We start from the raw sequence: 13,213 nt of genomic DNA on the forward strand, positions 1-13,213 counted from the left end.
ATCATGAGCACTATCGTACGTCCCGCCCTGGTCCTGTTTGCCGCGCTGACCGTGATCTGCGGCGTCGTCTATCCGTTTGCCACGGCCGGCATCGGGCAGCTGGCCTTCAGCGATGAAGTCAACGGCAGCATCGTCGAGCGTGGGGGCAAGCCCGTCGGCTCGATGCTGATCGGCCAGTCCTTCACCTCGCCCAAGTACTTCTGGGGCCGGCCGTCGGCCACCGCGCCAATGGCCAATAACGGCGCCGGTTCGGGCGGCTCGAACCAGGGGCCGAGCAATCCGGCCCTGGTGGACGCCGTCAAGGCGCGCATCGCCGCCCTGAAGGAAGCCGATCCCGGCAACCGCAACCCGATCCCCGTCGACCTGGTGACGGCGTCGAGCAGCGGCCTGGACCCGGAAATCAGCCTGGCGGGCGCCCTGTACCAGGCGCCGCGCGTGGCCCGCGTGCGCGCCGTGCCGCTGGCGCAGGTGGAAAACGCCATCGCCAAGGTGCAGAAAACCGCGTATATCGGCTTTTTCGGCGAACCGCGCGTGAATGTGCTGGAACTGAATCTGGCGTTGGATGCCATGGCAAAATAAGGCGCAGGTCGGCGTAGGTCGGCTTAGCGCAGCGTAAGCCGACATCACCACCAGCCAGGCCAACGATGTTGTCGGATTACGCGCGCCCTTCGGACGCGCTAATCCGACCTACAATGCCCAAGAAGATTAAAATACAACATGCTCCCCAACGACAGCCAACGCCCCGACCCTGATGCCCTGCTGGCGCAAGTGCAGGCGCAGGAACAGAAAGCCGCGCGCGGTCGGCTGCGCATCTATTTTGGCGCTTCAGCCGGCGTCGGCAAGACCTATGCGATGCTGGCGGCCGCCCGCAAATTGCTGGCCGATGGCCAGGACTTGCTGGTGGGCGTGGTGGAGACGCATGGGCGCCAGGATACGGCGGCCCAGCTGGACGGCTTGCCCGTGCTTCCGCTCAAGGCCATCGAGTACCGGGGCAAGACTCTGTACGAGTTCGACCTGGACGAGGCCCTGCGCCGCGCGCCGCCGCTGATACTGATGGATGAACTGGCCCACTCGAACGTGGCCGGTTCGCGCCATCCGAAGCGCTGGCAGGACGTCGAGGAACTGCTGGCGGCCGGCATCGACGTGCTGTCGACCGTGAACGTGCAGCACCTGGAAAGTCTGAACGACGTGGTGGGAGGAATCACGGGCGTGCGCGTGGCCGAGACCCTGCCCGACACGGTGTTCGACCGTGCCGATGAAGTGGTGCTGGTCGATATCCCGGCCGATGAATTGCTGCGCCGCCTGAAGCAGGGCAAGGTGTATCAGCCGCAGCAGGCCGAACGGGCATCGCAGCATTTTTTCCGCAAGGGGAACCTGATCGCCTTGCGCGAACTGGCCTTGCGCCGCACGGCGGACCGGGTGCAGGACGACGTACAGGCCTACCGCGTCGAAAAATCGATCAATCCCGTGTGGAAGACGGGCGCCGCGCTGCTGGCCTGCGTGGGACCGCATGCGGGGGGCGAACATGTCGTCCGCAGCACGGCGCGTCTGGCCAGCCAGCTGAATGCGGAATGGCACGCGCTGTACGTGGAAACGCCCCGTTTGCAGCGTTTGCCGGCGGGCCAGCGCGAACGCATCCTGAAAACCCTGAAACTGGCGCAGGACCTGGGCGCGCGCACGGCCATTGTGCCGTCCGCCGACATCGGCGGCGCCGTGGTCGAGTATGCACGCGGCGCGAATATCTCGAAAGTCATCGTGGGCCGTGGTCGTGGCGGTCCGCTGGCGCGCCTGTGGCAGGCCCCGCCGGCCGCACGCATGGCCAGCCTGGCGCACGATATCGATTTGATCGAGGTGGGCTTGCCGCCAGCCGATGCGGCGCCCCGGCGCGCGGCGGGCGACGACGCGGATGCGCCGCGCCGGCCATCGCGCCATTGGCGCTACATCCTGGCCGCCGGCGCCAGCCTGGGAACGGCCCTCGCTTCGGTACCTCTGCAGCCTTATCTGGACCTGGCCAACATCGCCATGCTGTCATTATTGACGGTGGTGCTGGTGGCCGTGCGCCTGGGGCGGGGGCCGGCGGCGCTGGCCAGCCTGCTGGGCGTGGCCAGCTTCGATTTTATCTTCGTGCCGCCCCGTTTCTCGTTTGCCGTGGGCGATTTCCAGTATGTGATCACCTTTGGCGTGATGCTGGCCGTAGGCTTGATCACAGGCCACCTGACGGCCGGCCTGCGCTTCCAGGCGCGCGTGGCCTCGCACCGCGAAGCGCGCGCCCGCGCCCTGTACGAATTCTCGCGCGAATTATCCGGCGTGCTGCAGACGGAGCAGATTTTCGACATCACGAAAAGCGCCATCGAACGGGCTTTCCGCGCGCGCGCCACCTTGCTGCTGCCGGACGACGAGGGCAGCTTGCAGGCCCCGAACGGCGGCGAACCGCTCGATCTCGGCATCGCGCAGTGGGCCTTCGACCATGCGCAGGCAGCGGGCACTGGCACCGATACCTTGCCGGCCTCGCCCATTTTCTACCTGCCGCTGATCGCGCCTGTGCGTACGCGCGGCGTGCTGGCGCTGCTGCCGCTCGATGGCGCGCAGCGCGGTCGCTGGCTGCTGGTGCCGGAACAGCGCCAGCACCTCGATACCTTTGCCGCGCTGGCGGCCATCGCGCTCGAACGCGTGCACTACATCGACGTGGCCCAGGGCGCGCTGCTGCAGATGGAATCCGAGCGGCTGCGCAATTCGCTGCTGGCGGCCCTGTCGCACGATTTGCGCACGCCATTGACGTCGCTGGTGGGCCTGGCCGAATCGCTGGCGCTGTCCCGGCCTGCGCTGTCGCCCGCGCAGCTGGACATGGCGCGCTCGCTGCAGTCCGAAACCGTGCGCATGAGCGCCCTGGTGGCGAACTTGCTGGACATGGCGCGCATCGAGAGCGGCCAGGTGCGCCTGAACCTGCAATGGCAGGCGCTGGAAGAGGTGGTGGGCAGCGCGCTGCGCGCCAGCGGTCCGCAACTGCAGCTGCACACCGTGCAGACGCAGCTGGCGCCAGACTTGCCGCTGGTGCGCTACGATGCCGTGCTGATCGAGCGCGTACTGTGCAACCTGCTGGAAAACGCGGCCAAGTATACGCCGCCGGGCAGCACCATCACGGTCGTGGCCGGAGTGCGCGGCCAGTTCCTGCAGGTGATGGTGCTTGACGATGGCCCGGGCTTGCCGCCCGGCCGCGAAGAAGCCATCTTTGAAAAATTCACGCGCGGCGAGCGCGAATCGAACAAGCCGGGCGTCGGGCTGGGGCTGGCCATTTGCCGCGCCATCGTCGAAGCCCACGGCGGCACCATCCACGCGCAGCCGCACGCGCCGGGACAGGGTGCTGCCATCGCCTTCAGCCTGCCCCTGGGTACGCCGCCAGCCTTGCCGGAAGCGGAACTGGACGACGCCAACGTAAATGAAACAGGAAAACCATCATGAACGAACCTTCCGCCACCGCTTTGCTGGTCGAGGATGAACCACAAATCCGCCGCTTCGTGCGTGCCGCGCTGGAAGACGAGGGCTGGCAGATTTTCGAGTCCGCCACCATGCAGCGGGGCCTGATCGATGCGGGCACGCGCCGGCCCGACCTGATCGTGCTGGACCTGGGCCTGCCCGACGGCGACGGCATCGATTTCATCGCCGACATCCGCAAATGGTCGGCCGTGCCCATCATCGTGCTGTCGGCGCGGGTCGACGAGCAGGACAAGATCCGCGCGCTCGACGCCGGCGCCGACGACTATCTCACCAAGCCGTTTGGCGTGGGCGAACTGCTGGCGCGCGTGCGCGCCACCTTGCGCCGCCAGCGCCAGCCCGCCGCCAGCGACGATGGCGTGGTGCAGTTCGGCGACGTGCGGGTCGACCTGAAGGACCGGCTGGTGACGCGCAACAAGCAGCTGGTGCACATGACGCCGACGGAATTTCGCCTGCTGTCGGTGTTGGTAAAAAACGCGGGCAGGGTGGTCACCAATCCGCAGCTGCTGCGCGAAGTATGGGGGCCGTCGAATAGCGAAAACGGCCATTACCTGCGCATCTACATGGGCCATCTGCGCCAGAAGCTGGAAGCCGATCCGGCCCAGCCGCAGTACCTGCTGACGGAAACGGCCGTCGGTTACCGGCTGCTGCTGCCGCTCTAACACCTGTGAATCCCCTGTTTGAAAACCGGCGCCGCGCGCGCCAGGGGGACGCTTTACCCAAAATTTTGCAGCGGCGGGCCAGCTGCGCCATGTTGGCAAAGGCCCATACCACCCATGAAGAAGAAAAAACCATGAATAAAATGTTACTTGCACTTGCCGTCGCGACCGCCTTTACTGGCAGCCTGGCCCACGCGGAAGAGGCCAAGCCCGACAATGAAGTCAGTTTCAATGTGGCCGGCGTGTCCGACTACCGTTATCGGGGCATCTCGCAGACGCGTTTGAAACCCGCGCTGCAGGGCGGCGTCGACTATGTCAACAATCCGACCGGCCTGTATGCAGGCGCCTGGGCTTCCACCATCAAGTGGGCCAAGGATGCGGGCGGCAGCGGCGACGTGGAAGTGGACCTGTATGCGGGCAAGCGCGGCCAGTTGACGACCGACATCGGCTATGACGTGGGCGTGCTGGCGTATGTGTATGCCGACAACGGCTTGAAGCACGTCGCCGGCCTGGCCAACGCGGACACGCAGGAAGTCTACGGCCAGTTGTCGTACGGCCCCGCCTATATCAAGTATTCGCATGCCGTCTCGAACCTGTTCGGCATCGTCAACAGCAAGAACAGCGGCTACCTCGATATCGGCGCGAATATCGACCTGACGAACGGCTGGACCGGCAACCTGCATGCGGGCCACCAGAAAGTGAAAAACAATGATGCGGCTAGCTACACGGACTGGAAAGTGGGCGTGACGCGCGACTTCGGTTTTGTTTCGGGCGCGCTGGCCGTGATCGGCACGAACGCGGGCAAATCCGCCTATGCCTCGCCCGTGAATGGCAAATTCATGGGCAAGACGGCGCTGCAGCTGACGGTCAGCAAGACGTTTTAATTGACTGAAGGGAGAGGCGGCGCATGCGCCGCCTTTTTTGCGTGCCCGGACGGGCTAGGTAGAAAGGTTGAAAACGGCGCAATACAGCTGCTCCAGACCGACCACGCGGGAGGCTGGAATCTGCGCGGCCAGCGCATGGGCGGCCGTCGCTTGCGTGTCCCTTGCCAGCAGGACGCGCAGGCCCGGATTGACGCTGCGCGCATGCGCGATGCGGCGCGCCAGGCCCGCCTGCGCGCCGGCGTCGACGACACCATCGAGCGGCACCACCAGCACGCGCGCGGCGATCAGGGCCGAGCGGCTGCCCATGGAATCGCGGCCTTCGCTGTCGATGACGATGTCGTGGTAGCAGTGCACCAGGTGCTCGAGCTCCGGCTGCAAGCCCTTGGCGCTGATGGCGCGCGCCATCAGGCGCGGCCGCGTCAGGCTGCCGTGCATGGCGCCGTCGTGCAGGTTCCTGGCCTGCGCCATGGCGCCCTGGCGCGGATCGGCGTCGAGCAGCAGCACCTTGCGTCCGGCCAGCGCCCGCGAGGCGGCCAGCCGCCCGGCCAGGATGGATTTCTCCATCCCGCCGCGTTCATCCGTGATGGCGATGATCATCTTGGCGCACGGCTGGCATGATGTTGGCAGGGGAAACCAGCTGCAGCAGACAGCCTTCGCGCGGCGCATCCCTGTCGCTCGCGGTCCATGCGGGCAGCTGCATCAATGGTTCGAGTGCTTCGGCCAGGGCGGCCTGGCCGGCGGCCGACATGGGCGTCATCGGCAGGCGCAATGCGTCGCGCACCTTGCCCTGCATGGACAGCGCGGCCTTCACGGGAGCGGGATTCGGTTCGGCAAACAGCAGGCGGATGACGGGCAGCATGGTCTTGAACAGGGCGCCGGCGGCGCCGTGGCGTCCCTGCCTGACGAGGTGGTACAGCTGCGCATACAGGTCGGGGCGCACCTGGGCTGCGGCCGACATGGCGCCGTGGCCGCCCATGGACAGGCTGGCCAGCAGCAGCGCATCGTCGCCGCACAGCACGTCCAGGCGCGTGTCGAGCAGCAGTTCGCCCAGCTGCTGCAGCTTGCCGCCCGCTTCCTTGATGGCGACGAAGTGCGAGTCGCGCGCCAGTAGCGCCGCCGTTTGCGGTTCGATATTGACGCCCGTGCGGGCCGGCACGTTGTACAGCACGATGGACTGGTCGGTGGCGGCGGCGATGGCCTGGAAGTGGCGCACGATGCCTTCCTGCGAAGGGCGCACATACGCTGGCGCCGAGACCAGCAGGCCGGCCAGCGGATGGTCGTTGTAGCGCTGCACCGTGGCGACGACGCTGCGCGTATCGCTGCCGCCTATCCCCATGACGACGGGGAAGCGGGGACCGACGGCTTCGAGCACGCTGTCGAGCAGCATGGTCTGTTCCGCGGCGCTTAGCATGGCCGCTTCGCCCGTGGTGCCGCATACCACCAGGCCATCGATGCCGCTGGCGGCCAGTTCGCATGCGAGCCGTTGTGCCGCGTCGAAGTCGATGTCGCCATCTCCGTCGCAAAATGGCGTGACCATCGGCACCCAGATGCCCTGGAAGTGGGCGGTAATGCGCGATGACGACATGGCCTGTTCGCAGGAATACTGGTTCATAGCGATTTCCCCTGGCTGATGCGGCCAAATTCCGCCGCTGGCAGCAGGCGCATGACGGCATCCATGGTCAGGCGCAGCGCCGGTTCCGTCACGCACAGCCAGACCTTCATGCGCTCGGCGTGGTCGACCGCCTCGACGCGCATGAACGACAGCATGCCGCCGCAGGTCCTGACGACCAACTGGCGCAGCTCGGCCAGGCAGGCTTTGTCGACCGTGATATGCATGAGGAAGGTGGGCAGGCGGGGATGGCGGTGGGGCAGTGCTTGATGCGATGGCAGGCGTGAATGGGGTTCCATGGTGGCTTTGCAGCGGTGGTTGAGGTACGTTCAAGATTAGCAGCGGGGGCGTAAAGATTCTCTAAAAAGCGGGCCCGCCGGCGTAAACGGACTGTATGCAGTTTTACTGCCGCCGTGTTGCGCGGATGCGCCGCGCATGTGCTTTTGTTACAAAATTGAATCGTGCTTTCGGGGGCAGGGGTTTATATTGAAAACGTCTCCGCTTTCAGTCAGCCTTGCCATGTCAGACGAAAAAGATCCCCAGCAGCCCCCATCCACCGATCCCGCAGCGCCGGCACCGCCGCGGCCCGACCGGGTGGGCCGCCGGGCGCCCGATGATGAGCACCGCGCGCACGACGCCGCCCCCCGCTACCTGAAGGATAACGACACGCCGCTGGCGCTGGCCTGGCGGGTGATCTCGTCGCGCTACCGTTCCATGCGCGACAAGGCCAGCCGCGATTTCATGCGGCGCACCCTGCGCATCGGCATCTCGGCGCGCATTTTCCACCCCGAGCCGGGCGCCACTGGCCTGCGCAGCAAGAACCTGCAATACCTGGAAGAGTCGATTGCCCAGTGGGTCATGTCGCGCGACGTGCTCGTGTTCATGATCCCGACCGTCAATACCAGCGGCCAGCTACACCCGAGCAATATCACCTTGCGCCACTATGCGCGCCATCTGGACGGCCTGGTGCTGCAGGGCGGCGCCGACGTCTCGCCGCAGACGTATTCCGAGGCGGCCACGCGGCCCGAATGGAACGGCGACCGCGCGCGCGACCTGTACGAGCTGGAGCTGCTGCACGAATTCGTCGATGCGGGCAAACCCGTGCTGGGCATTTGCCGCGGCTGCCAACTGATCAACGTGGGCTTTGGCGGCACCCTGTACCAGGACATCGCCTCGGATGTGGCAGGCGCGGCCTCCCACGTCAACGACCTGTATGACCGCCACCGCCACACCATCGTCTTCCCGAAAGGCTCGTCGCTGGCGGGCATGTTCCCGAAGACGGGCGAGGCGCTCGTCAATTCCATCCACCACCAGTCGGTCAAGGACCTGGGGCGCGACGTCACCGTGGAAGCGTATTCGCAAGGGGACAACATCGTCGAGGCCATCCGCTACCAGCGTGCCCGCTTCGTCATGGGCTTGCAGTGGCACCCGGAATTCCATTCGGCGGGCGGCGTGGAGCTGCTCGATTGCACGCCCATCCTCGATAACTTTTTGCGCGCGGCGCGGGAGACGCGGTTTTGAGCACGCACCTGATCCGCCGGCGTGCCGTGCTGGCCGGCCTGCTGGCGCTGCCCCTGGCGGGCTTGCGCGCGGCGCCGCGCCCGCATGAGGGCGCGCTGCCGTTTGCGCTGACGTCCGCCGTGCGCGTCCGCACGCTCAAGGCGCGGGTGGCGCCAGCCATCGCGGAACAGGTAGTCAAGGCGGCGCGCAAGGACGCGGCGCGGCCCGTGCACCTGATGGCGGAAGTGCGCACGGGCGGCTTGCTGAAGGGGGAGGGCGGACGCGAGACCAGCCAGCAGGCGCAGGAAGACTGGCGCCAGGCGCGCTTGCAGGCGCTGGCCTGGCGGCTATCGGGCGAGATGCCGCATTTCGAGGCGGCGCGCCAGCTGCTGCTGGCCTGGAGCGGCAGCTATCAGCCCTCGTTCAGCCCCGTCGACGAGACGGAGCTGGCCAGCCTGCTGATGGGCTTTGATTTGGTACAGGAGGGCTTGAACGGCGTCGAGCGCGAGCAGGTGCAGGCGTTTTGCCGCACCCTGGCGCAGGGGTATCTGAGCGATCCCGTCAAGGTGGGCGGCCCGTCCACCGCGCGCAACAATTGGCACAGCCACCGCATCAAGATCGGCACGGCCGCCGCGTATGTCACGGGCGACGCCTTGCTGGTCGCGCGGGCGAAGGAGCGCTTCCTGGCACACGTGCCGCGCAATATCGGCGCCGGCGGCGTGCCCTTCGACTTCGAGCAGCGCGACGCCCTGCATTACACCACCTACAGCCTGGAGCCGCTGCTGACGACGGCCCTGATGGCGCAGGCGCATGGCGACGACTGGTATGGCGCGCCGGAAGCGCGGCGCCTGGCCGAAGCGCTGGCCTGGCTGGCGCCGTATGCGCAGGGCAAAAAGACGCACGAAGAGTTCGCGAAAAGCGCCGTGCCCTTCGACCGCAAGCGCGTGGCGGCCGGTGAAAAGGGCTTTACAGGGAACTGGGAGACCAAGGGCGCGGCCAATGTGTATTTGCTGGCGGCGCGCTTCGATCCCGCTTACCTGTCCCTGGCGATGGAACTGCGCCCGCCAGCCTGGGCGCTGGCGCTGTACGGCAGTGAGTTAAAACTTGCTGGTTAAAACTTCGTGCGCACGGTGAACATCACGTTGCGCGGTTCGCCGTAAAAACCCGTCTGGAACAGGCCCAGGCCCGTGAAGTACTTCTTGTCGAGCAGGTTGTTCACGTTCAGGCTGGCCGTGACGTTCTTGCTGATCTCGTAGCGGGCCATCAGGTTGAGCAGCGCGTAGCTGCCCTGCTTGATGCGTGAATAATCCTCGATGGCGGGATTCCAGATATTGCCGTAGTAGCTGCTTTGCCAGTTGATGCCGCCACCGACGGTCAGCTTGTCCAGGCTGGCCGGCAGGCGCCACGAGCCTTGCACGCGCACCAAATGGGCAGGCTGCGTGGTTTGCAGCATGGTGGAAAAGACATCCTTGCCATCCGCGTCGCGCACGTGGGTGTAGGTATAGCCGGCGCTCAGCTTCACATCCTTCATCACTTCGCCCGCCACTTCCATTTCCACGCCGCGGCTGGTGACGCCGTCGATGGCTTGATACGCTTCCTCGCCGTTGACTTCACCCACGGAGCTGGCCACGTTGCTCTGGCGGATCTGGAACAGGGACGCGCTGGCATTGACCTTGCCATCGAGGTATTCGGCTTTCACGCCCGCCTCGATACCCTTGCCGCGCACGGGGGCGAGGAAGTTGCGGTTCACGTCGCGGTTGCTCTGCGGAGCGAAGATGCTGGTATAGCTGCCGAAGAGGGAATACGTCTTGTCGAGGTCATACACGACGCCCGCATACGGGGTGATGACGTTGCTTTCCTCGATGCGCGAGGTGATGCGCGCGGTCTTGGGATCGAAGAAGCTGCGGTCCTGCTCCTGCTTGTAGTCGCTCACGCGCGCGCCGACGATGACGGACAGCGCATCGGCCGGATGCAGGCGCACGGCGCCATACAGGCCGCTCTGGCGCGTGCTGTCGTTGTCGTTGCCCAGGCGGCTAAATGCGGGTTCCGCATACTGGCCGCGCCAGTCGAAATAGCTGCCTTCGACGGGGGGATAGACTGACTCATAGACTGGGCCATCCTGTTTTGCCGTCGAATGGGAATAGCCGAGCATCGCTTCATGGCGGTGGCCGAAGGCGGTAAACGGCCCGCTGGCGTCGACGTTGACGGTGGTCTGGCGGCGGTCGCCCTTGTATTTGCCCATGAAGAAATAGGCGCCTTCGCCCGTGACGGGGTCGGGATTGCCGCCGCTGGCCGAACCGAGCACGCTGTCATGCTTGCTGCGCAACTGGTTGGCGCTCAGTGTCAGTTTCCACGCGTTGGCGAACGTATGTTCGAGCGACGAAAACAGGGTGGTGTTCTGCATGTCGCGGCGGCTCCAGCCGGTGGCAGGGTTCCACGCGGTGGGGAAATCCGTGCGCGAGCCGTCGGCCAGCAGCACGGGGAAGCCCGTCCAGGTCGAGCCGCGCGGCTTGTAGTCCTGGTGCGTGAAGCCGGCCGTCAGCAGGGTCACGGGTGTCAGGTCCGCCTCGACGATGCCGTAGGCGACGGATTTTTGCTGCGTGTAGCGGTCCAGGTAGGAGTGCTTGTCCTGGTAGGCGCCGACCAGGCGGCCGCGCACCGTGCGGTTGTCGTTCAGGGGACCGGAGACATCGGCCTCGCCCCGGTAATTGTCCCACGATCCCGCGCCCAGGGTCGCCGCGCCCTCGAAGCTGGCAGTGGGACGCTTGCGCACCATGTTGACGGTGGCCGACGGGTCGCCCGAGCCGCTCATCAGGCCAGTCGCGCCCTTCAGCACTTCGATGCGGTCGTAGATGGCCATGTCGCTGTTGGTCGTGCCCCAGTCGTAGACGCCGTCATAAATGGCCGACACGCCGTCATACTGGAAATTGGTGACGGCAAAGCCGCGCGCCTGGAAGCTCCAGCGGTCGCTGTCGTAGTTTTGCACGCTCACGCCATTGACGTTCTTCATGACGTCGGAGACGGCGTTGCTGTTCTGGTCATCCATCTGCTGGCGCGTGACGATGGTCAGCGACTGCGGCGTTTCGCGCTGCGTCAGGGCCAGGCCTGTGGCGCCGCTGGCAGGGCCGCCCGTATAGCTGGCCGTGCCGCTGGTGGCGGCGTTGCGCTCGGCGGCCGCCACCACGGTGACGCCGCTCATGACGGCCACGCCGCGGCTGTCCGCCGTGGGAGTAGTCGCGCCGGCGGAGATCTTTTGCAGCAGGTAGCCGCCATTCGCCTGCGGCACGGCTTGCAGGCCGCTGCCGGCCAGCAGCATGCGGAAGCCATCGTGCAGGCTGTAGCTGCCTTGCAGGCCGGCGCTGCGCAAGCCTTGCGTGGTATCGCTGGAGAACGACAACAAAATGGCGCTGTCGCTGCCGAAGCGCGTCAGCACGTCGCCGAGCGCGCCGGCCGGAATGCTGTAGGCGCGTACTTGCCGGCTTTGTGCCTGCGCTGGCGCCGGCAGGGCCAGGGCCATGCCGATCTGCGCCAGGGCACAGGCCAAAACGGTACGTGTCAGGAGGGAACGCGAAGCGTGGTGCATGGGATAAAGCCTTTCGTGGATGCGCAAGATGGAGACTGCCTATCTTCCAGGTCACGCGAGCACGGTAAAACAGCTCACTTTGCAGAAAATATTTTTCAGCGGGCCGCCAGTTCGATGCGCAGCACCTGATGGCCCCAGAAGCGCGTGACGGTATTGCGTCGCAATTGCAGGCTGGCGCTGACGGCGTCGACGATGGCATCGACGTCGGCCAGCGGGTAGGAACCGGATACGCGCAAACCGGCGACGGCGGGTGCGCAGTCCAGCGGATGGTCGCTATAGCGCGACAGCTCGGCGAGGAAATCGGCCAGGCGCATGTCGCGCGCCACCAGCATGCCGTCGAGCCAGGCGCCGCCGTACGGCGCCAGCGCCTGGCGGTGATAACCGTCACTGTCGAAATGGGCGCTTTCGCCGGGGCGCAGCACCAGGCGCTGCGCGCCATCGCCGGCCAGCACGGCGACGGCCCCTTCGAGCACGCCGGCGCTGGCATAGCCATCGTGCTGGCGCACGGTGAAACGCGTGCCCAGCGCCTGCAGGCTGCCATGTGGCGTGCCGACGAAGAACGGGCGCTGCGCCGCATCCTTGCCGGTGGCGATGAAGATTTCGCCGGCCAGCAGGTCGATGCGGCGCTGCACGCCGTCGTAAGCGATATTCACGGCGCTGTTGGTATTGAGCGTGAGCCGCGTGCCATCGTTCAAGGTCACGACGCGACGCTGGTTGATGCCCGTGCGGTAGTCGGCCGTCCAGCTGCGCCACGGGCTGCGGCGTTCGAATGCATACAGCGATGCGCTGCAGGCCAGCAGCAGGGCCAGGGTCTTGACGGCTTGGCGGCGCGGCGCGTTGGCTTGCACGCAGGCGCGCAGCAGGCTCGCGTGCGCCGCGGGCGGCAGATGCTCGTGCTGCATTTGCAGCTGCTGCCACGCCTGCGTGGCGCTGCCGGCCCGCTGCAGATGGCGTTTCACGGTGGCCAGCGAGATGCCGAGCTGGCGCGCGATGTCTTCCTGCGGCAGTTCATCGAGCTGGCGTAGTAAAAATGCCCGTTTGACGGGGGGCGGCAAGCCGTCGAGCATGCGGTCCAGTTCAAACACGGTGGCCAGCAGCAGCGCGCGCTCCTCGGGCGAGGGTGCATGCAAGGGCGGCAGCTGCGCCAGCACGTCGAGATAAGCCTGTTCGAGTTTCTGGCGGCGGTAATGATTGAACAGCACGCGCTGGGCCACGGTGGCGAGAAAGGCGCGCGGCTCGCGCGCGGCGACGGCGTCTTCGCGGTCGAGCAGGCGCATGAAAGTATCGTGCGCCACATCGGCCGCGCACGCCGTGCTGCCGAGTTTTTTGCGCAGCCAGCCCTGCAGCCAGCCGTGGTGGTCGGCATACAGTGTCGCGATGTCCTGGCGTTGTAGCGGCTCTGCCAGCGGCATCGCATTCCCCTTGCGTTTTTAAACAATAATAAGAATCATTCTCATTGTAGCAAGCGGGGGAGGGGGCTGTAAAT

The 13,213-nt window shown here is 66.1% G+C and carries 11 protein-coding genes and 1 pseudogene; 6 read left to right on the plus strand and 6 right to left on the minus strand.

Annotated features, from left to right (window positions below; genetic code table 11):
* Positions 1 to 3: 3 nt before the first annotated feature.
* From kdpC to BXA07_RS05365, 4 genes are all read left to right on the plus strand, one after another.
* Positions 4 to 579 carry a potassium-transporting ATPase subunit KdpC gene (gene kdpC, locus BXA07_RS05350; RefSeq protein ID WP_076566286.1) on the plus strand — a complete coding sequence of 192 codons (576 nt, stop codon included), beginning with the start codon at positions 4 to 6 and terminating at the stop codon, positions 577 to 579.
* Positions 580 to 717: 138 nt separating this feature from the next.
* Positions 718 to 3,459 (plus strand): DUF4118 domain-containing protein, encoded by a 2,742-nt coding sequence (locus BXA07_RS05355; protein WP_076566288.1) that lies wholly within the window; start codon positions 718 to 720, stop codon positions 3,457 to 3,459.
* Positions 3,456 to 4,154, plus strand: a complete 699-nt coding sequence (gene kdpE / locus BXA07_RS05360) for a two-component system response regulator KdpE (RefSeq protein ID WP_034746496.1) — start codon at positions 3,456 to 3,458, stop codon at positions 4,152 to 4,154. Before BXA07_RS05355 ends, kdpE begins: the two co-directional genes overlap by 4 nt.
* A 131-nt stretch (positions 4,155 to 4,285) precedes the next feature.
* The gene (locus tag BXA07_RS05365) at positions 4,286 to 5,035 is read left to right on the plus strand and encodes a TorF family putative porin (protein WP_076566522.1); all 750 of its coding nucleotides are present in this window, start codon (positions 4,286 to 4,288) and stop codon (positions 5,033 to 5,035) included.
* A 54-nt stretch (positions 5,036 to 5,089) separates the two neighbouring features.
* On the opposite strand, the gene BXA07_RS05370 is transcribed toward BXA07_RS05365, so the two are convergent.
* The 3 genes from BXA07_RS05370 to BXA07_RS05380 are packed head-to-tail and all read right to left on the minus strand — an operon-like array spanning position 5,090 to position 6,943.
* Entirely contained in the window at positions 5,090 to 5,632 is a 543-nt protein-coding gene (locus BXA07_RS05370; protein WP_076566289.1) for a division plane positioning ATPase MipZ, read from the minus strand.
* A complete protein-coding gene (dapA, locus tag BXA07_RS05375; protein WP_076566291.1) occupies positions 5,610 to 6,647 on the minus strand; it encodes a 4-hydroxy-tetrahydrodipicolinate synthase in 1,038 nt (345 codons plus the stop codon). Before dapA ends, BXA07_RS05370 begins: the two co-directional genes overlap by 23 nt.
* On the minus strand, positions 6,644 to 6,943 hold the full coding sequence (locus BXA07_RS05380; protein WP_244556192.1) for a hypothetical protein: 300 nt from the start codon (positions 6,941 to 6,943) through the stop codon (positions 6,644 to 6,646). The genes dapA and BXA07_RS05380 overlap by 4 nt, the downstream gene beginning before the upstream one ends.
* 220 nt (positions 6,944 to 7,163) lie before the next feature.
* Here BXA07_RS05380 and BXA07_RS05385 point away from each other — a divergent pair, with 220 nt between their 5' ends.
* Both BXA07_RS05385 and BXA07_RS05390 read left to right on the plus strand, forming a co-directional pair.
* A complete protein-coding gene (locus BXA07_RS05385) occupies positions 7,164 to 8,165 on the plus strand; it encodes a gamma-glutamyl-gamma-aminobutyrate hydrolase family protein (RefSeq protein ID WP_139335438.1) in 1,002 nt (333 codons plus the stop codon).
* On the plus strand, positions 8,162 to 9,259 hold the full coding sequence (locus BXA07_RS05390) for an alginate lyase family protein (protein ID WP_076566292.1): 1,098 nt from the start codon (positions 8,162 to 8,164) through the stop codon (positions 9,257 to 9,259). Before BXA07_RS05385 ends, BXA07_RS05390 begins: the two co-directional genes overlap by 4 nt.
* Here the strand turns inward: BXA07_RS05390 and BXA07_RS05395 are convergent.
* From BXA07_RS05395 to BXA07_RS31265, 3 genes and pseudogenes are all read right to left on the minus strand, one after another.
* On the minus strand, positions 9,256 to 11,727 hold the full coding sequence (locus BXA07_RS05395; RefSeq protein WP_076566294.1) for a TonB-dependent siderophore receptor: 2,472 nt from the start codon (positions 11,725 to 11,727) through the stop codon (positions 9,256 to 9,258). The genes BXA07_RS05390 and BXA07_RS05395 overlap by 4 nt on opposite strands.
* Before the next feature lie 95 nt (positions 11,728 to 11,822).
* Positions 11,823 to 12,629, minus strand: coding sequence for a FecR family protein (locus BXA07_RS31260; RefSeq protein WP_244556200.1), 807 nt, complete (start codon positions 12,627 to 12,629; stop codon positions 11,823 to 11,825).
* A 27-nt stretch (positions 12,630 to 12,656) separates the two neighbouring features.
* Positions 12,657 to 13,139: pseudogene (locus BXA07_RS31265) on the minus strand (sigma-70 family RNA polymerase sigma factor); the annotation flags it as partial.
* Positions 13,140 to 13,213 lie beyond the last annotated feature (74 nt).

Source organism: Janthinobacterium sp. TND4EL3, assembly GCF_900156175.1.
Taxonomy (GTDB): Bacteria; Pseudomonadota; Gammaproteobacteria; order Burkholderiales; family Burkholderiaceae_D; genus Janthinobacterium.